Genomic DNA, 18,582 nt, shown 5'->3' with positions numbered 1-18,582 from the left:
GTGGACAACAGCACCAACCACTCCATGGACTACATCACCGCCCGCCTCGGCTCCGAGGGCTCCCCGATGCTCGCATTCGGCGGAGACTACAACCCGGAGCAGTGGCCAGAGGAGACCTGGGACGAGGACGTCCGGCTGATGCGCGAGGCCGGCGTCAACCTGGTCAGCGTGGGCATCTTCAGCTGGTCTCTGCTTGAGCCATCCGAGGGCACTTACGAGTTCGGCTGGCTGGACCGGGTCCTGGACCTGCTGCACACGAACGGCATCCGGGTGGACCTGGCGAACGCCACAGCATCGCCGCCGCCGTGGTTCAGCCATAAGTACCCCGAGTCGCTGCCGGTCACGGCCGACGGCGTGCGGCACAGTTACGGTTCGCGGCAGGCCTTCGCGGCCTCGAGCGCCGAATACCGCCGCGCCGCCGCGGCCTTGACCGAGCAGATCGCCGTCCGGTACAAGGACCACCCCGCCGTCGTGATGTGGCACGTCCACAACGAGTACGGCTGCCACAACCAGCCGGATTTCTCCGACGGCGCGGCCGCAGGCTTCCGACGCTGGCTCGAACTCCGGTACGGCAGCCTCGAGGCCCTCAACGCCGCCTGGGGCACCGCCTTCTGGTCCCAGCGCTACTCGGCCTGGGAGCAGATCCTGCCCCCGCGCACCTCCGGGACCTGGGTCAACCCGACCCAGCAGCTGGACTTCGCCCGCTACTCCTCCGATGAACTGCTCGAGTGCTACAAGGCCGAGGCCGCGATCATCCGCTCGCACTCAGGGCACCCGGTGACCACCAACTTCATGGGGTTCAACATGGGCCTGCACCAGCCCGTGGACTACTGGCGCTGGTCCGAGGAGATGGACGTGGTCTCCAACGACCACTACCTGATCGCCGAGGACCCGCGGAACTTCCAGGAACTGGCGGCAACCGCGGACCTCACCCGCGGCTGGGCCAAAGGCAAGCCGTGGCTGCTCATGGAGCATTCCACCTCCGCCGTGAACTGGCAGCCCCGCAACATCGCCAAAGCTCCCGGCGAGATGCTGCGCAATTCCCTGCAGCACGTTGCCCGCGGCGCCGACGGCGCGCTCTTCTTCCAGTGGAGGGCCTCGCGCGCGGGCGCCGAAAAGTTCCACTCCGGGCTGCTGCCGCATGCCGGCACGGACACCAAGGTTTGGCGCGAAGTGGTCCAGCTGGGCCAGACGCTGCGCAGCCTCGCCGAGGTCAGCGGCTCGGAGGTCACGGGGGCGTCCGGCCGGGTGGACGTCGCGATCCTCCACGATACCGACGCCCGCTGGGCCTCGGAACTGGACTCACACCCGAGCGTGGATGCCTCCAACATCGCCGAAACCCGGCGCTGGCACGATGCCTTCTACCGCGCCGGAATCCCCACCGACTTCCGCCAGAGCACCGATGACCTCTCTGGCTACCGGCTCGTGGTCGCGCCAATGCAGTACCTTGTGGGCGATGCCGGGGCAGCGAACCTGGACACTTACGTACGCGCCGGCGGTCACCTCGTGGTGACCTACTTCTCCGGTATCGTGGACGAAAATGACCACATCAGGCTCGGCAGCTACCCCGGCGCGTTCAGCGGGCTGCTGGGCGTCCGGATGGAAGAATTCTTTCCGCTGCGCGGCGGCGAAAGCGTCCGGCTCAGCGGCTTCGGGGCGGGCACTTGCTGGAACGAACTGGGGCGGGCTACCACCGCCGAGGTCCTCGCGGCCGTCGAAGAGGGACCGGCGGCCGGCTCTCCCGCCGTGACCCGCAACCGCGCCGGAAGCGGCCGCTCCTACTATGTCGCCACGACACTCGCCCCGGAGGGCCTGGGCGAACTGCTCGGCGTCGTCTGCGCCGATGCCGGGGTGCAGCCCCTCGTTCCGGAACTGCCGGACAATGTGGAAGTTGCCCGGCGCAGCAAGGACGGGACCGACTGGACGTTCTGCATCAACCACGGGAGCCACGACGTCCGGCTGCCGCTGGAAGGCGTCGACCTGCTCACCGGCGCCGAACTCGACGGCGGGCTCGGCCTTCCGGCCGGAGGGGTCGCCGTCGTCCGTTCCCGCGCCGCCCAACTGGTCGGAACCTCCGCCAGCCACTCAAGCCAGTCAAGCCAGTAAGGACTCCACATGCTAGCCGCAGCCCGCCATTCCGCCATCCTCGCAGAGGTCCAGCGTGAGCGGATCGTCCGTGTCGCGGACCTCGCCAAGATGCTCGGCGTCTCGCTGATGACGGTGCGGCGGGATATCGAGGCCCTCGACGCGGCGGGCGCCCTGGAGAAGATCCATGGCGGGGCCAAGCTGCCCGGCGGAGCCGGCACCCACGAGCCAGGCTTCGAGCTGAAGGTGACCCAGCTCAAGGACGAGAAAATGGCGATAGCGCAGGAGGCGGCCGCACAGGTACGCGAGGGCATGGCGGTGGGGCTCAGCGCCGGCACCACCACCTGGGCGCTGGCTCAACTGCTGTCCACGGGCCCGCGGATCACTGTGGTCACCAACTCGGTGCGGATCGCCGATGTCTTCCACCAAAGCTCGTCCCCGTCCACCGTGATCCTGACCGGCGGCGAGCGCACCCCCTCCGATGCCCTCGTCGGGCCGCTGGCCACGGCCGCCCTCAAACAGCTGCACCTGGACGTGCTGTTCCTCGGCGTCCACGGGGTCGACGCCGACGCCGGGTTCACCACTCCCAACGTCCTGGAAGCCGAAACCGACCGGGCCTTCGTCACCGCGGCCCGCCGGGTGGTGGTGCTGGCCGACCACACGAAGTGGGGCACCCTCGGCATTAGCACCATCGCCAGCCTGGAGGACGCTGACGAACTGATCAGCGACGACCTCCTGGGCGGTGAGGCCCGGCGCATTCTCGGCGAGCGCGTCGGCCGGCTCCGTCTGGCCAGTACCGGCGACGCCCGCGCGGCGAACCCCACAGCAGCCGCAGGCTGACCGGCACGGCCCCGCCCACCCCAACCACTACGCCTGGAGCTACCGTGAACAACCCGGACCTCACCTTTGCCGCCGAGACCCGCTCCCACGGCGTCCCGGACCTGTTGCCGCTAGATCTGGAGCCGTTGTACCTTCGACGGTCCGGAACGTCCCTGCTCATCGACTTCAGCACGGGCGAGGCCGCCATGGTGCACTTCGGCGCCGACCTCGGCCCGGACCTGCCGGACCTTTCGCTGCTCACCGACCCCGTCCCGCGGTCGGCCCTCGACATCCCGGTCACGCTGGGGCTGATCCCGCAGGCGTCCTCCGGCTGGCGCGGGCGGCCCGGCCTCCGCGGCCACCGGAACGGCCAGGCGTTCTCGGCCCGGCTGCGCGTTATCAGCGTCGAGCGTTCCGGCGGGGTGCGTTCCGGCCGGGACGCTTCCGGCGAGGACGGTTCCGGCGAGGCAGACTGCTCTGCGGTCATCATCCAGGCCGACCCAGACGCTGGTGTCAGCGTCCGCACGGAGATCAGGATCAACGACGGCGGCCTGCTCCAGATCCGGCACCGGCTCCACAACGACGGCGCCGGCCCGTACAGCCTTGATGAACTCGCGGCCGTGCTGCCGGTGGGCCGCGCCGGCACAGAGATCCTGGACTTGACCGGCCGCTGGTGCCGGGAGTCCCACCCCCAGCGCCTGCCGCTGCACCAAGGCACCTGGGTCCGCTCGGGCCGGCACGGCCGTACCGGCCATGACGCCTCACTCCTCCTGGCAGCCGGCACCCCCGGATTCGGCAACCGCCACGGGCAGGTGTGGGCCGTGCACCTGGGTTGGAGCGGCAACCACGAGAGCTTCGTAGACGCCGCCGCGGATGGCCGGACCGTCATTGGCGCTTCGGAACTGCTCGGCGCCGGCGAGATCAGCGTGCCCCCGGACGCCAGCTACGAGACCCCGTGGCTGTTCGCGGCGTACTCCGCCGCGGGCCTGGACGGCGTCAGCGATGCTTTCTACAAATGGTTCCGCGGCCGCCCCCACCACCCGGGCGTGCGGTCCGGCAAAGCCCGTCCCGTGGTTCTCAACGTCTGGGAAGCGGTGTATTTCGACCACCGGTTGCCGGTGCTGCTCGATCTCGCCGAATCCGCCGCCCGGCTGGGCGTGGAACGCTACGTCCTCGACGACGGCTGGTTCCGCGGCCGGCGCAACGACCAGGCCGGCCTCGGCGACTGGTACGTCGACGGGGACCTCTGGCCCGGCGGCCTGACCCCGCTGATCGACGCGGTTACCGGCCACGGCATGGAATTCGGCCTCTGGGTCGAACCCGAGATGGTCAACGAAGACTCCGATCTGGCCCGCGCCCACCCGAACTGGATCGCCGGTCCGGCTCCGCGCCCCGCCGGGGGCAGCCAGGCAGGCCGGCTGCCGGAACAGTGGCGGCACCAGCAGGTCCTCGATCTCGTCAACCCGGAGGCCTGGCAGTACATCTACGACAGGCTCGATGCCCTGCTGAGCGAGCACCGGATCAGCTATCTCAAATGGGACCAGAACCGGGACCTGACCGAAATGGGCCATGGCGGCCGCTGCTCGGTGCACGCCCAGACACGGGCCGTGTACCGGCTCCTCGACGAGCTCCGTCTGGCCCACCCGGACGTCGAGATTGAAAGTTGCTCCTCGGGGGGCGCCCGCGTGGATCTCGGAATCCTGGAACGCACCGACAGGGTCTGGGCCTCGGACTGCAACGATGCCCTGGAACGGCAGACCATCCAGCGCTGGACCGGCATGGTGGTGCCGCCGGAGCTGGTCGGATCGCACATCGGCCCCACCACGAGCCACACCACCACGCGAACGCACGATCTCTCCTTCCGCGCGATCACCGCGATGTTCGGCCACTTCGGCCTCGAATGGGATGTCCGGCACCTCACCGATTCAGAGCGCACCGAGCTTGCCGGGGCGATCGCGCTGTTCAAGAAGTACCGTCCCCTGCTGCACAGCGGGCGCATGGTACGGGCCGACGAGCCCGATCCGACCCTCCGGCTCCACGGCGTCGTGTCCCACGACGGCGGCGAGGCCCTCTACGCCCTGGTGTCCCTGGCGACGTCGTTCGCCGAAGTCCCGGGGCGGGTCTGCCTGCCGGGGCTGCTGGCGGACGCCACCTACCGGGTGGACGCGGTTTACCCCGCGGCGGATGACAGGCGGGCGTTCCTGCAGGCAGCGCCTCCGGCGTGGCTTGCCGGCGGCATCGAGGCAACCGGGCGGTTCCTGGCTGAGTCGGGTCTCCCCATGCCTGTTCTGAACCCGGAGCACGGGCTGCTCCTGGCCGTCCACCGCGTCACTGCTGCCGCCCCAGCTGCAGCCGGCAGCCACCCCGTGAGGAACTCCTGACCATGGGCCAGATTACGAAACGCTCCCATAAGCTCTCCGACGGCCGGGACATCATCTACTTCGATGATGCCGATACCCTCCTGCCCCCGGACCGGGGGGAGGACCTGCGCGCGCCGGCGCTCCGTCCGCCCACGGCCACCATGCGCCAAGACGTCCTGACCGGGGAGTGGATTTCGATCGCTGCCGCCCGGCAGAACCGGGTGGTCCTGCCGCCCTCGCACCTGGACCCGCTGGCCCCGGCGTCGCCGGAGAATCCCTCGGAAATCCCGAGCCTCTACGACGTCGCCGTCTTCGAAAACAAGTCCCCGTCCTTCGGACCGGAGCTGGCAGGGGCCGCCGCGCCGGAGGGCCTGGATGACCTCGCCCTGGTGGGGCTGGGGCGCAGCCGGCAGTCTGTGGGCCGGTGCGAAGTGGTGTGCTTCTCTCCCGAACACACGGGTTCCCTGGCGCGGCTGCCGCTGTCCCGGATGCGCACTGTGGTGGAAGCCTGGGCGGACCGGACGGCGGCGCTGTCCGCGCTGCCCGGCGTCGAACAGGTTTTCCCGTTCGAGAACCGCGGCGAAGCGATCGGCGTGACGCTGCACCACCCGCATGGACAGATCTACGCCTACCCGTACATCACACCGCGCACGGCCCAGCTGGTCCGCACGATCGAGAGCTACGGCGGCTCGCTGTTCGAGGACATCCTCAGCTTCGAGCAGAAATCCGAGCGGGTGCTGCTCCAGGGCGAGCACTGGACGGCGTTTGTCCCGTTTGCCGCGCGCTGGCCGCTGGAAGTGCACATCCTCCCGCACCGGCACGTCCCGGACCTCGCCGCCACGACGGACGAGGAACGCGATGAGTTCTCCCGTTTGTACAGCCGGCTCCTGCGCGGCGTCGATGCCCTCTACGACACGCCCACTCCGTACATTTCGGCGTGGCACCAGGCTCCCGTCCACGCCCACCGGGACGACATCCGGCTCATGCTGCAGCTGACCTCGCCCCGCCGGGAGGAGGACAAGCTCAAATACCTGGCAGGGTCGGAGGCCGCGATGGGCGCTTTCATCGGGGACATCCCGCCGGAAACGGCAGCCGCCCGGCTCCGCGAGGCCATGGAAAGGGCAGGGCTCGAGCCGTACCGCCCCGGGCCCTTCCTCCCGGACCCATTCCGCCCGGAACTGCCGGCAACAGAACAGGAAGCCGCCCAGCCATGAACGAGGTCCTTCAACTGGGAAGTGAGTACTTTTCCAGCCAGTTCGGCGGCGCGCCGGACGGTTTGTGGTCGGCGCCCGGACGGGTCAACCTGATCGGCGAGCACACGGATTACAACGGCGGCTTCGCGTTTCCGATCGCAATCGACAAACGCACCACGGTAGCGGCCCGCGCCCGCGCAGACCGTCTGCTCAGGGTCGCAAGCAGTTCCTTCCCCGGAGTGGTGGAGGTGAGCCTGGACCACCTGGACCCGGATGCCCTCACCGGCTGGGCCGCCTACCCGCTGGGCGTGGCCTGGGCGATCGCTGGCGGTGCGTCCGGCAGCGCCGCGGCCCGGATATCCGGCGTGGACCTGGCGCTGACCTCGGATGTCCCGGCCGGTGCCGGGCTGTCGTCCTCTGCCGCCGTCGAATGCGCCACGGCCCTGGCCTTGAACGATCTCTGGGAGTCCGGGCTGGAGCGGCAGGAACTGGCCCGGATCGGCCAGCTGGCCGAGAACCGGGTGGTCGGCGCCCCCACCGGCATCATGGACCAGTCGGCCTCGCTCCTGGGCGAAACGGATCATGGCATCCTGCTCGACTGCCAGAGCCTGTTGACCGAGACCGTCGCCCTTGGCTTCGCCGGCGCCGGTGTGGGGCTCCTGGTGATCGACACCCGCGCCAGCCATTCCCATGCCGACGGCGGCTATGCCAGCCGCCGCCGGTCCTGCGAGGACGGCGCCCGCCGCCTCGGCGTCGGCAGCCTGCGGGCACTGGGCCCGGACGATCTCCCCCGCGCCGCGGCACAGCTCGACGGACAGACCTACCGCCGGGTGCGCCACATCATCACGGAAAACCAGCGGGTGCTCGACACCGTCGCGGCCCTGCGGACCTCGGGACCCGGCGCCATCGGGCCGTTCCTGAATGAATCGCACCTGTCCATGCGGGACGACTTCGAGATCTCCACCCCCGAGCTCGACCTCGCCGTGGCCAGCGCGCAGGAACTGGGCGCCATCGGCGCGAGGATGACCGGTGGCGGCTTCGGCGGGGCCGCCCTGGCCCTGGTCCGGAACGACGACGCCGGCACGGTGGCCCGGGGCATTGCCCGCGAGTTCGCCCGCGCCGGGTACACGGCTCCGCACATCTTCCCCGTCACCGCGTCCGAGGGTGCGCGCCGGGAACTGTAGCCTGGGACGGCGTTAGGCTGGCGGGCTCTTAGGCCCGCACCAGCCGGGCGGCGTCGGCCAGAAGTTCCACGGAGCGCAGCCGGGCCTCAGTGCCTGTGCTCTGGTGCGCCACGATCAGTTCGTCGGCGTCGGCGTGCGCCGTGAATTCCTCGAGGTACGCCAGGACGGCATCGGGAGTGCCGACGGCGGAGTACTTCATCATCTGCGCCATGTGCTGGCCCTGCGGCGAGTCCAGGATCATGTCCGCCTCGTCGTCGCTGAACACGCGGCCGTTGCCGAAGAACAGGGAAACCCTGGCGCGCTTGGTGGCCTGGAACATCGCCTGGGCGTCTGCGGCCGTATCCGCGGCGATGACGTTGACGCCGGCGATCACGTGCGGGGCTTCGAGCTGGGCGGAGGGCCGGAATTCGCGGCGATAGACGGCCACGGCGTCCTGCAGCGCGTTGGGAGCGAAGTGCGAGGCGAAGGCGTAGGGCAGGCCGAGCTGGGCGGCCAGCCTGGCGCCGAACAGGGACGAACCCAGGATGTACAGCGGCACATTCGTGCCCTTGCCCGGGGTGGCCTCCACGCCCTGGATCCGGGTGGGCCCGGTCAGGTAGCCCTGGAGCTCCAGGACGTCCTGGGGGAAGCTGTCTGCCGACATCGGATCGCGGCGCAGGGCGCGCATGGTGTTCTGGTCACTGCCCGGCGCCCGGCCCAATCCCAGGTCGATCCTTCCGGGGTGCAGGGTTTCGAGCGTGCCGAACTGTTCCGCGATGGTCAGCGGCGAGTGGTTGGGCAGCATCACGCCACCGGCACCAAGCCGAATGCTGGAGGTGTGGGCAGCGACGTGGGCGATCAGCACGCTCGTGGCGGACGAGGCGATCGAGGACATGTTGTGGTGCTCGGCGTACCAGATCCGACTGTATCCCCTGTCCTCGGCGAGCTGGGCCATGGCCACGCTTCCGGCGAAGCTCTCCGCCGCCGTCTGGCCCGGGCCGATGGTTGCGAGATCAAGAATGGAAAGCGGAACAGTCACGGAAAAGCCGGCCTTTCGTAGCGGGGCAGTGTGCGGGCCGGAGTTTGGGACTGCGGTCCTGGTCGACGCCGGGTTTCCGGCGCGGGCACACTGGCTTCAACGACGGCGGAGCCCGGGATATTTCTGCCCATATTTCAGGACCGCTATATCTGCGCTGCTACGTCTGCACAGCCATGGCTGCACTGCTGCAGCTACACGGCTGTAGCTACACGGCGCGGACGGTTCACGCCGGTCCGGCCTGATGCCGACTGCTGCTTGCGGGCGTCTGTTGCTCTTCTACTTCTGCTTCGACCTCAGCGGTTCAGCGGGATCAGCTGCACGAGTGGTTGTAGTCGAGGCCACCGGAGATGTATTGCGTCATCGAGACACGGCCGCGCGCGGTGAGCGCGGGGAGGGCACAGTTCGCCTTGGCGCCGGCCGCCGATCGCGCTCCAGCGAGCCAGGTCGGCAATCCTGCCAGCGGGCTGGTGAACTTCACGGCTCCGACGACCTCCCCCCACTGGGAGGCATTGGAGTAGAGGCCCACGCGGGCGCCGATCTTCTTGAAAGAGGCGGTCATTCCTTCCAGGACGGCGACGTTGGCGGCCTTGTCCGCCTGCCAGGTGTTTTCCGTTTCCACATCCAGCCACCAGAGGTAGGACTGCGGGTTCCTGACCCCGCGGCGCTTGGCGTCGTCGGACGCCTTGGCCCACCCGTACATGTAGGAACAGGCTTTGAACGACCCCAAGGCGCAGTTGCCGTAGGGGTTCGTGACCTTCACGCCGTCGTAGATGTTCGATGTGGGCCACCAGGACCCCTGCCGCCCGGGGTTCGCGGTGTTGACGTACAGGGCTACCTTCGGCTGCGCCGTCCCTGCGAGGGACTCTGCGGTCTTCGCCCAGGCCAGCTGGCTTGCCAGGCACGGGTTGGTGGTGTTGGCCAGTCCGTAATTGACGCCGACGATTGCAAAGGCAGGCTGCTTTGCCGGGGTCTTACCGCACTGCGGCCAGGACACATCGATTCCGGGTCCCGAGGAGCCGGCCGTAAGGGCCGACGCAGTGCTTCCGCCCAGAAGGACAAGGCCGAGGGTCACCACAAAGGCCAGTACGATGCGCGGGAACGAGTTGGGCATGCCACAGTCTAAGGGCAGAGTCGCTAATCGGTGGCGTAATTCAGCAACGGTGCCGAATTTCCTCAGAGGCGCCCACAGGACCGCGCGGACAGCTTCCGGAATCGGCGCGGCCTGGACATGGGATGTGGTGCGGGACGGGAACCTCATCACGGGACAGAACCCGCAGTCCTTCGAGGCCCGGCCAAGGAAGTCCTCAGGGGCCTCGCCAAATGGGCGGGTCTTTGCCGGGTCAGGGAGCACCGGACCCGGCTAAGCTAACCGCATGGCCATCAAATCCACCGCAGATAAAGTCGCCACGATCCAGAAGGGCTACACCCTGGACGGACCCACGATCGAGCTCGGGGCGGCGATCGTCGATGGCGAACTCCACAAGGATGCCCCCGTCCGGCTGCCGCTCGCGATGATGAACCGGCACGGCCTCGTGGCCGGGGCGACAGGCACCGGCAAGACCGTCACGCTGCACATGATGGCCGAACAGCTCTCCACGGCGGGGGTGCCCGTGTTCCTTGCCGACATCAAAGGCGACCTCTCCGGGCTGGACACCGCGGGCACAGGCAGCGACAAGCTCCTGGCCCGCACGGAGAGCATCGGCCAGGCCTGGTCCGGAAAGACCTTTCCGGTGGAGTTCCTGGCCCTCGGCGGCGACGGCAACGGCATCCCGGTCCGCGCCACCATTACGTCTTTCGGCCCCATCCTGCTCTCCCGGGTCATGGACCTGAATGAGACCCAGGAATCCAGCCTCCAGCTCGTCTTCCATTTCGCGGACAAGAACAACCTGGAGCTGATCGACCTCAAGGACCTGCGGGCCGTGATCCAGTTCCTGACCTCGGCCGAGGGCAAGGACGAACTCGAGGAACTCGGCGGCCTCTCCAAGGCAACCGCGGGCGTGATCCTGCGCGAACTGATCACGCTCGAGGCGCAGGGCATGGAGAAGTTCTTCGGCGAACCCGAGTTCGACACCGCTGAACTGCTGCGTACGGCGCCGGACGGCCGCGGCGTGGTCAGCTGCCTGGAGCTGCCGACGCTGCAGACCAAACCCATGCTCTTCTCAACGTTCCTCATGTGGCTGCTGGCCGATCTTTTTGAGGACCTGCCAGAGGCGGGGGACCTCGACAAGCCCAAGCTCGTGTTCTTCCTGGATGAGGCGCACTTGCTGTTCAACGGCGCTTCAAAGGCCTTCCTCGACGCCATCACCACCACCGTCCGGCTCATCCGGTCCAAGGGCGTCGGCATCTTCTTCGTGACGCAGACCCCCAAGGATGTCCCCGCCGATGTCCTCGGCCAGCTGGCCAACCGGGTGCAGCACGCCCTCCGCGCCTACACCCCGGAGGACGCCAAGGCCCTCAAGGCCACCGTGTCCACGTTCCCGACCAGCGACTACGATCTCGAGGAGACCCTCACCACCGCCGGCATCGGCGAGGCCGTCATCACCGTCCTGAATGAGAAGGGCGCTCCGACGCCTGTGGCGCTCACCCGGCTCCGCGCCCCGGAATCCGTAATGGGTCCCAGCACCGACGCCCTGATCTCCAGCACAGTTGCCGCCTCCGCGCTCCTGCCCAAATACGGCACCGCCGTCGACAACATCTCGGCCTACGAGAAGATCACCGGCAAGGGCGCTGCCCCCACCGGGCCGGCCGCCGGGACCGCACACCAGGGCGGTTCCTCCGGCAGTGCGGGCCAGGGCGGCGGCTTGGACCCCAACGCCGTCGACGCCGAAGCCCGACGGATTGAGGAAGAAATCCTTGGCCGCCCTAGCAGCCGGCCGGCGCCGGGGACACCCGAGCACGCGAAATCGCCCCAGCCGCGGGCCCCCCGCCCGGCGCAGCCGACGGACGCCGGCGGTGGCCTCGGCGGCGGGATCGGCGGTGACCTCGCTGGAGCCCTCGGCGGAGGCCTGAAGAGCATGGCCCGATCGCTGGGGACCCAACTTGGCAGGGAGCTGCTCCGCGGCGTCTTCGGCACTTCCTCCTCGAAGCGCCGCCGGCGCTAGGGATAAGCGCGGCGGAGTCCAACGGAATGGTCCTGGCTCCGCTAGCCGGACGGCGGTCAGCCATGCTCCGCGTCACAGATGGAGACGGCGACGCGGAGATTCCTGTGGGGTGCAGGTAACGTAAGAATCGTGCAGATGAGTCAGTCGTTGGTCAAAATCGCAGCAGTGTGGCTGCTCGGACTGATGCTTGCCGTGGCCGGGGCCGTCGTGTCCATCAACCTGGTGAACAACTCCGTTGCTGGTCCCCAGCAGCCAGTCCGCGAATATCTCAGCGCCCTGCAAAAGGGCGAGGGCGAAAAGGCGTTGGGGCTCTTGCGCGCCTCCGTGCCACAAAGCAACCCGGCGATGCTCGACGGAACCGCCCTGCAAACCGCGGCCGCCCGCATTTCCGACGTCAAGCTTGGTGACCCTGAAGAGCGCGGCGCGAACCAGGTCATGGTGCCCATGGACTACACGATCGACGGCAGCCATCTGCGGACAGAGTTCCTGCTGGAACGCTCCGGGACCGAGTGGCTGTTCTTCCATAAATGGTCTTTCGTCCCGGCTGCGCTGCCCGTCCTGGACGTCACCGTGGTCAACTCCAGCGAAGCCACCGTCAACGGGGTACCGGTAAACATGCCCAACGGCCGCAACTCCTTTGCTGTCTTCTACCCCGGCGAGTACGAGGCCGCGCTGAACGGCCAGTACTTCTCCGCCCCGGCTACCCGGGCAACCGTGACGGGCGGGGAAGCGCGCCCGGCCTCGCTGAACCTGCTGACCGAGGCCACCGGCGCCTTGAAGGAGGCCGTGAGCGGCAAGGTCAAGGAATTCCTGGACTCCTGCGCCGCTGAGGCCGACAAGCAGCAGAAGCTGCAGCCCGACTGCCCGTTCTACCACGCCACCAACAACCGCGTGGTGGACGGGACCATTGACTGGAGCATCACGGACTACCCCACCGTCAGCATCGAGCCGTTCGGCGGCCGCTGGGTAGTCGCGCCCCTGGACGGCAAGGCCCGGATCAAGGCCCGCCAGGTGGACCTGTTTACGGGCGCCCCGTCCGACATCAACTCAGTCCACGATTTCAGCTTCACGACCCGCCTGGACATCGACGGCGACACCGTCAAGCTCACGCCGCAGCTGAACTACTAGACGCTGGGCACGACCGCCTTGTCAGGCCTGCCGCGGGCCCTTCTCGTCACGCGGCGCAGACGTTGAGCCATCCCGAAAGCACGGCACCTTGGGAATCCTTTCACTGCCCCCGGGAGTCGACGGCGGCGGGATTCCACGCCCACAGGGTCCGGGGAAAGCCAAAGGCTGCTGCCCGTGACGCGAGGTCACGGACAGCAGCCTTTTGATCAGCACTGGCTTGATCGGCGCCGGCGCAGCGGCCACGTTTTCGGCTCAGTCCATTCCGCGCAGGTCCAGGACCAGCTCGGCGTCGCCGTCGGCCTGCAGGAGCACGGGGATGCCCCAGTCCTGCTGGTAGAGGTGGCAGGCAGCGTGATCCGGGATCTCGCCGTCGGCGTCTTCGGGTCCGTCGCACGCCGCCGCGCGGGCGGTGATGTGCAGGACGCCTTCGGGAACGTCGGGGGACAGCTCCAGAGTGCGCAGGAGCCCCACGGATGTCCCGCCGCCGGACACCAGCAGTTCGGGCGGTGTGGACGAGACCTTCAACTGGGTGGGATCGCCCCAGCGGTCATCCAGCTTCTGCCCGGTGGGCGCCGTGAAGCGGACCGCCAGTTCCAGCGGCCCGGGCGCCACGGGGCTCTTGGGCCGGTGGGTTTGCGCCGCGCCCTCGTCCACCTGCTGGGCTTCCTTCGGGATGGGCACGTACACCAGCTGGTGCTTGTTCGCCTCGACCACCACCAGCAGCGGCTCGGCTCCGGCGACCTGGGTGTGGTCCACAATGACGTCCGAGGGCTCGGACAGCCCGCGCGCCAGCGTGGAGACCGTGCCCGTTGCCGGGTCGTAGCGGCGGACCGCGCCGTTGTACGTGTCCGCGATGGCCACGGAGCCGTCCGGAAGCACTGTCACGCCGAGCGGGTGCTGCAGCCGGGCCTCTGCGGCGGCGCCGTCGCGGAAGCCGAAGTCGAACAGGCCCTTGCCCACGGCCGACTCGACGGTGATGATGCCGGCGTCGTCAATGACGAGTTTGCGCAGGGCGGAGGTCTCGGAGTCAGCCACCCAGATGTTGCCGTCGGCGTCCTCGGCGAGGCCGGAGGACTGGGCGAACCAGGCTTCGGCGGCCGGGCCGTCCAGGAGCCCCTCGAGGCCGTTGCCCGCGATGATCTTCACGGCGCCGGAGGTCGGCTCGAAACTGAAGATCTGGTGCACTCCAGCCATCGCCACCACCACGGCGTTGAGTTTGGTGGACCAGACGACATCCCACGGCGAACTCAGTGACACCGCAAGAGGGTCCGCCTCGAGCCGGGTACCGTAGGCGGCGCCCTCCTCATCCACACGGGCCGGGCCGGTTTCCAGCAGCCGCTGCACGCCATTGCCAGCCAGCGTCCGGACCGTTCCGTCCGCGAGGGAGAGCCCACGGAGCCGGTGGTTCACGGTGTCGGCAATGACGACGTCGTAGCCGGTCTCGGCGGCGACGTCCTCGGGCAGGAGTACCAGACCCTGCGGCTCATTGAACCGCGCGGCGGCGGCGTTGCCGTCGGCGTGGCCTTTTTCACCGGAGCCGTACGTGGCCAACACCGTCTCAAAATCGGTGGAGAGTTCCACAAGCCGGTGATGGCCGGTGTCGGTCACCAGCCACGAGCCGTCTCCGGCGCTTCCGACGCCGCGCCCGTCCGGCAAGAACAGGGCCTTGCCCGGGAAGCGCAGCGTGCCCGACGTCGGTTCCGGCGCCACATAGGGACCGTCGCCGCGGTGCAGGGTGCCCCTGGCCTCATGCTCGGCGATCAGTTCGGGGATGAGGACGGCGAGGCCGTCCGCGTGGCCTTCACCGGAGAGGTGCGCCACGATGTAGCCCTCGGGATCGATGACCACCAGGGTGGGCCACGCCCGGGCCGTGTAGGCCTTCCAGGTGTCCAGCTCGGGGTCGTCGAGGACCGGGTGGCGGATCTCGTAGCGTTCGACGGCGGCCGCCAGTGCCACGGGATCGGCCTCGTGCTCGAACTTGGGCGAATGCACGCCGACCGTCACGAGGACATCCGAGTACTGCTGCTCGAGCGGACGAAGTTCGTCCAGGACGTGCAGGCAGTTGATGCAGCAGAAGGTCCAGAAGTCCAGCAGCACAATCTTGCCGCGCAGAGATTCGAGGTCCAAGGACTTGCCGCCGGTGTTCAGCCAGTTGCGGCCCACGAGTTCTGAGGCGCGGACCCGGAGGTGGGTGCGTACGGTTTCGGTCATGAGCGTCCTTCCAGCTTTGAATTGCGTTCGGCAAGCCTGGCGTCGCGATCGGCCAGCTTGGCAAACATATCGTTGTAAGCGGTGAGATCGGCGTCGTTATTCCTGTCCGCCGCCCGGTCCGTGCGTTTGGACTCGCGCGCGTCGGAGCGGGACCACATAACGGCGACGCCGATCGCCACCAGCAGGGTTGGCACTTCGCCGATGCCCCAGGCCACGGCACCGCCCATCTGCTGGTCCAGCAGGGCCGAGGGGCCCCACGTCCGCCCCAGGTTGCCGAAGTAGTCCGCGGCCAGCAGCCCCGTCCCGCCCATGATGGCGACGCCGAAGAACGCGTGGAAGCCCATGGTGGCCAGCAGCAGCAGCAGCCGCATGGGGTACGGTGCGCGGCGCGGCAGCGGATCGGTGCCGATCATAGTGAGCACGAAGATGTAGCCGGTGAGCGCGAAGTGCAGGTTCATGAGCTCGTGGCCCACGTGGTCCCGCATCGCGTAGCCGAACGCGTCGGAGTAGTAGAAAAGCACGATGGAGCCGGCGAAGTTGGCGGCCGCGAACAGCGGGTGGGTCACCAGTTGCGAGAACTTGGAGTGAATGAAGATCATCAGCCACTCACGCGGTCCACGCGAACTGTCCCGCCGCGGCGTGAGCGCCCGGAGCGCCAGCGTCACGGGGGCGCCGAGGACCAGGAAGATGGGGGCCACCATGGTCAGGGCCATGTGGTCCACCATGTGCGCGGAAAACAACACCCTGCCGTAGACCGACGGCGGCCCCGAGGTCACGTAGGTGAGGACCATGAGCCCGATCACCCAGTTGACGGTCCGGAACCAGGACCACGAGTCGCCGCGTTGCAGCACCTTCCGGACACCGAGGACGTAGGACACCAGGGCAAAGAGTGCGACGGCGACCCAGAGCCAGTCGAGCCGCCACTCAGTGAGCCATCGCTCCGGGGTCGGTTCCGGCGGCAGCTCGTAGCCGGAGAGGATGAAGGCCGGTGACGCGTCGGGGGCGAAGGTAGTGGGCTGCGGCGGGGCCGAGCGCCCCAAGGCCACGGCGATCCCGGACGTCGCTCCCATGATGAGCAGCTCCACGATCACCAGCTGCCACAGGACTTGGCGCGCTGACCTGCCCATGCCGCGGTTGCCCAGCTGCGGGATGACCCAGCGGCGGTGCATGAGTCCGATGCCGCCCAGCACAAGGACCGCCGCCGTCTTGGCGAGGATCAGTTGCCCGTAGGACGACCCGAAAAGGTCTGCCCAGGTGGTGAGGCGGATGCTGGCGTTGATCACGCCTGAGGCGAAGACCAGAGCGAAGGCAAAGCCCGCAAGGGATGAGAACCTCCGCAGGGTTGGCTCGATGATGTCGGCGGTCCGCGGGGATGCACCCGAGCTGCGCCCGCCGGCGCCGGTGCCGCCCAGGACGCCGGAAAGGACCGCCAGCATGATGATGCCGCCGACCCAGGCCGATACGCCCACCAGGTGCAGGCCGAGTGAGTTGATAGCGCCCTCGTGGTCGCTGGAGCTTGAGGAGTGCCCGATCAGGGCCGCGGGGACCAGCCCGATCAGCGACAGGACCAGCGTCAATGCCAGCCCGCCGCGGGAGCGCACCCCGAACAGGGCGGTGGTGACGACGGCTGCGATGATCACGACTGCCAGCCAGGCGCGTCCGGTTTCGAGGTCCGTCATGAAGTACACGAGGGAACGGGTGAATTCCGGATCCCCGGAGATGCCCTGCCCTGCAATGTCCGCGTAGCCCAGGACCAGCACAGAGATCGCGGAGAGCGTCCAGACGGCGCCCGCCGCCGCGGCCACGGCCAATGCCCGGGTGAAGGCCGGATGTTCCGGGGCGTCCTGATCCTTGGACCGGGAGCCGTTCCTGTTCCGCGGGAGGATCCCGACGGCGAAGATAAGGCCGCCGATCACGGTGGCCACGGCGATGTTGTGGACCGCTTTGCTCACCGGCAGCCCCCAACGCACCAGTGCACCGGGATCGGAAACTTCGCGGGCGGCCGCCGCACCGGAAAAGATCAGTGCCGCGATCAGGCCCACAAACAGCGCGCCGAGGCCGGCGAGCAGCCAAGCCCGGGAAATCCCGTCGGAACCCTGGCCAGGGCCGCGCGGGTCCCCTAGGGGAACGGGCGCTGCGGTTGTGGGCGTGGGATTTGCTGCGGAAGGCACACCTCCATTGTCCGCTACGCCGCCCTGCTCAGCGAATCGGTCCCTCACGGTTCGGCCGTGGGGGTCGGTCCGGGGGGACAGTCGGGGATGGGCGCCGATCGCGCGGTGGAGGTGCGGAGCACGTGCGGGGAACGCAAAAGGAGCGGCAACCCGAGGGTTGCCGCTCCTTTCAAGCCTGCGAAGAAGAACTACTTCTTCTTGGCGACTGCAGCCTTCAGCTTGGAGCCGGCGGTCAGCTTGACGCTGTGGCCAGCGGCAATCTGGATGGTCTCGCCGGTCTGCGGGTTGCGGCCGGTGCGAGCTGCACGGTCGGTGCGCTCGACTGCGAGCCAGCCCGGGATGGTGATCTTTTCGCCCGCGGCGACAGAGGTCTCGAAGACCTCGAACAGTGCGTCGAGCACGGAGTTGACTGCTGCCTGGCTGGTGCCGGCCTTGCCTGCGACCTCTGCAACAAGTTCACTACGGTTCTTAGCCATTTATGTCCTCCTGGACGGTCATGATTTTTGGAGCCTGCACACGGCATGCGTACAAGCCACTGTTCGAAAACTTACCAGCTTGGCGCCTCAGAGGTGGCAAATTCCGCGTGTTTTCGGCGTTTTTTGGGGAAAATCACTGGAATCGACGCCGATCGCGGCCAAATTGCGCCGAGAGCGGACGCCCCTTCGCCGGCGCCGATTCAACGAGATCCTCCACCGTCCTCGCCGGCGGACTTTGCACCGCCTGCGTAGCGGACCGGAGCGACCGCGTGGGAGGCCGGGACCAGGCTTCTGGTGGCATGTCTTGAGGTCTGAATACAGGAGGGCTTTGATGTGGCCCAAGGCCATGGCAGGCGGTCCTGGCGGGCGTTATGTTACGTGGGTTAAGTCCCAAAAGCCCCCGATGCGCGCAGGGGACCTGCGGGGGCTTCGGGGGGCTAAAACGCCGGGCCCCCGACGTGGTTGGATCCTCGACCGTGAATGGTGTTCGTCTGGTGACCTGCAGTGAGGCGCCCCTGCGGCGAGGCTCCCCCGCGTTCGGGGTGTTCGACGGCGGCGCCCGGTTTGGGTTGCCGTGTGTCAGAACTGCCCGTCTGACCCGTCGGCGGTTCTTGTCCCAACTGGCTGGCAGCAGGGGCCGTTCTGGGCCTCCAAAACGGCCCCTGCTGCGGGTCAGTTGTGTTGCGTCGGTTAAATGCGGGAGGACCCCCAACGTGGTTGGGGGTCCTCGACCGTTAATGGTGTTCCGGCGGTGACCTACTCTCCCACACCCTCCCGGGTGCAGTACCATCGGCGCTGTGGGTCTTAGCTTCCGGGTTCGGGATGGGACCGGGCGT

General features: G+C 68.3%; 12 protein-coding genes and 1 rRNA gene. 7 read left to right on the top strand and 6 right to left on the bottom strand.

Translation table 11 applies throughout. The annotated features are described in order from the left end of the window. The 5 genes from AC1DEM_RS19100 to galK all read left to right on the top strand — a co-directional run bounded on the left by AC1DEM_RS19100 (nucleotide 1) and on the right by galK (nucleotide 7,641). Nucleotides 1–2,106 (top strand): beta-galactosidase, encoded by a 2,106-nt coding sequence (locus AC1DEM_RS19100; RefSeq protein WP_476885861.1) that lies wholly within the window; start codon nucleotides 1–3, stop codon nucleotides 2,104–2,106. A gap of 9 nt (nucleotides 2,107–2,115) precedes the next feature. After that, entirely contained in the window at nucleotides 2,116–2,925 is an 810-nt protein-coding gene (locus tag AC1DEM_RS19095) for a DeoR/GlpR family DNA-binding transcription regulator (RefSeq protein ID WP_476885860.1), read from the top strand. A gap of 116 nt (nucleotides 2,926–3,041) precedes the next feature. Continuing rightward, nucleotides 3,042–5,285: an alpha-galactosidase gene (locus AC1DEM_RS19090; RefSeq protein WP_476885920.1), complete on the top strand. Its 2,244-nt coding sequence runs from the start codon at nucleotides 3,042–3,044 to the stop codon at nucleotides 5,283–5,285. A gap of 2 nt (nucleotides 5,286–5,287) precedes the next feature. Continuing rightward, complete coding sequence (galT, locus tag AC1DEM_RS19085) at nucleotides 5,288–6,478, top strand: galactose-1-phosphate uridylyltransferase (protein WP_476885859.1); 1,191 nt, start codon at nucleotides 5,288–5,290, stop codon at nucleotides 6,476–6,478. Next, complete coding sequence (galK, locus tag AC1DEM_RS19080; RefSeq protein ID WP_476885858.1) at nucleotides 6,475–7,641, top strand: galactokinase; 1,167 nt, start codon at nucleotides 6,475–6,477, stop codon at nucleotides 7,639–7,641. The genes galT and galK overlap by 4 nt, the downstream gene beginning before the upstream one ends. A gap of 28 nt (nucleotides 7,642–7,669) precedes the next feature. On the opposite strand, the gene AC1DEM_RS19075 is transcribed toward galK, so the two are convergent. Together AC1DEM_RS19075 and AC1DEM_RS19070 are read right to left on the bottom strand one after the other, a co-directional pair. Beyond that, nucleotides 7,670–8,659 carry an LLM class flavin-dependent oxidoreductase gene (locus AC1DEM_RS19075; RefSeq protein WP_476885857.1) on the bottom strand — a complete coding sequence of 330 codons (990 nt, stop codon included), beginning with the start codon at nucleotides 8,657–8,659 and terminating at the stop codon, nucleotides 7,670–7,672. A 310-nt stretch (nucleotides 8,660–8,969) separates the two neighbouring features. Then, nucleotides 8,970–9,770 carry a glycoside hydrolase family 25 domain-containing protein gene (locus tag AC1DEM_RS19070; protein WP_476885856.1) on the bottom strand — a complete coding sequence of 267 codons (801 nt, stop codon included), beginning with the start codon at nucleotides 9,768–9,770 and terminating at the stop codon, nucleotides 8,970–8,972. Nucleotides 9,771–10,032: 262 nt separating this feature from the next. Between AC1DEM_RS19070 and AC1DEM_RS19065 the strand changes: the two genes are divergently transcribed. Beyond that, entirely contained in the window at nucleotides 10,033–11,760 is a 1,728-nt protein-coding gene (locus AC1DEM_RS19065; RefSeq protein WP_476885855.1) for a helicase HerA-like domain-containing protein, read from the top strand. A gap of 135 nt (nucleotides 11,761–11,895) precedes the next feature. Beyond that, nucleotides 11,896–12,888 carry a hypothetical protein gene (locus AC1DEM_RS19060; protein WP_476885854.1) on the top strand — a complete coding sequence of 331 codons (993 nt, stop codon included), beginning with the start codon at nucleotides 11,896–11,898 and terminating at the stop codon, nucleotides 12,886–12,888. Between the two features lie 252 nt (nucleotides 12,889–13,140). Here AC1DEM_RS19060 and AC1DEM_RS19055 read toward each other — a convergent pair whose 3' ends face one another. The 4 genes from AC1DEM_RS19055 to rrf all read right to left on the bottom strand — a co-directional run. Then, nucleotides 13,141–15,099, bottom strand: coding sequence for an NHL domain-containing thioredoxin family protein (locus tag AC1DEM_RS19055; protein WP_476885853.1), 1,959 nt, complete (start codon nucleotides 15,097–15,099; stop codon nucleotides 13,141–13,143). Further along, nucleotides 15,096–17,270 (bottom strand): bifunctional copper resistance protein CopD/cytochrome c oxidase assembly protein, encoded by a 2,175-nt coding sequence (locus AC1DEM_RS19050; protein ID WP_476885852.1) that lies wholly within the window; start codon nucleotides 17,268–17,270, stop codon nucleotides 15,096–15,098. The genes AC1DEM_RS19055 and AC1DEM_RS19050 overlap by 4 nt, the downstream gene beginning before the upstream one ends. A gap of 188 nt (nucleotides 17,271–17,458) precedes the next feature. Next, nucleotides 17,459–17,746: an HU family DNA-binding protein gene (locus tag AC1DEM_RS19045; protein ID WP_011776355.1), complete on the bottom strand. Its 288-nt coding sequence runs from the start codon at nucleotides 17,744–17,746 to the stop codon at nucleotides 17,459–17,461. Nucleotides 17,747–18,489: 743 nt separating this feature from the next. Next, nucleotides 18,490–18,582: ribosomal RNA gene (gene rrf, locus AC1DEM_RS19040) — 5S ribosomal RNA — on the bottom strand; the annotation flags it as partial.

The organism is Arthrobacter sp. 05T420 (assembly GCF_056396305.1).
The sequence above is the reverse complement of the archived record's forward strand: the minus strand, read 5'-3'. Positions and strand labels throughout refer to the sequence as shown.

Excerpts from the sequence above, each read along its gene's own strand:
- AC1DEM_RS19060 (WP_476885854.1), top strand. The coding sequence starts at position 11,896 with ATGAGTCAGTCGTTGGTCAAAATCGCAGCAGTGTGGCTGCTCGGACTG.
- AC1DEM_RS19070 (WP_476885856.1), bottom strand. The coding sequence starts at position 9,770 with ATGCCCAACTCGTTCCCGCGCATCGTACTGGCCTTTGTGGTGACCCTC.
- AC1DEM_RS19055 (WP_476885853.1), bottom strand. The coding sequence starts at position 15,099 with ATGACCGAAACCGTACGCACCCACCTCCGGGTCCGCGCCTCAGAACTC.
- galK (WP_476885858.1), top strand. The coding sequence starts at position 6,475 with ATGAACGAGGTCCTTCAACTGGGAAGTGAGTACTTTTCCAGCCAGTTC.
- AC1DEM_RS19045 (WP_011776355.1), bottom strand. The coding sequence starts at position 17,746 with ATGGCTAAGAACCGTAGTGAACTTGTTGCAGAGGTCGCAGGCAAGGCC.
- galT (WP_476885859.1), top strand. The coding sequence starts at position 5,288 with ATGGGCCAGATTACGAAACGCTCCCATAAGCTCTCCGACGGCCGGGAC.
- AC1DEM_RS19065 (WP_476885855.1), top strand. The coding sequence starts at position 10,033 with ATGGCCATCAAATCCACCGCAGATAAAGTCGCCACGATCCAGAAGGGC.
- AC1DEM_RS19095 (WP_476885860.1), top strand. The coding sequence starts at position 2,116 with ATGCTAGCCGCAGCCCGCCATTCCGCCATCCTCGCAGAGGTCCAGCGT.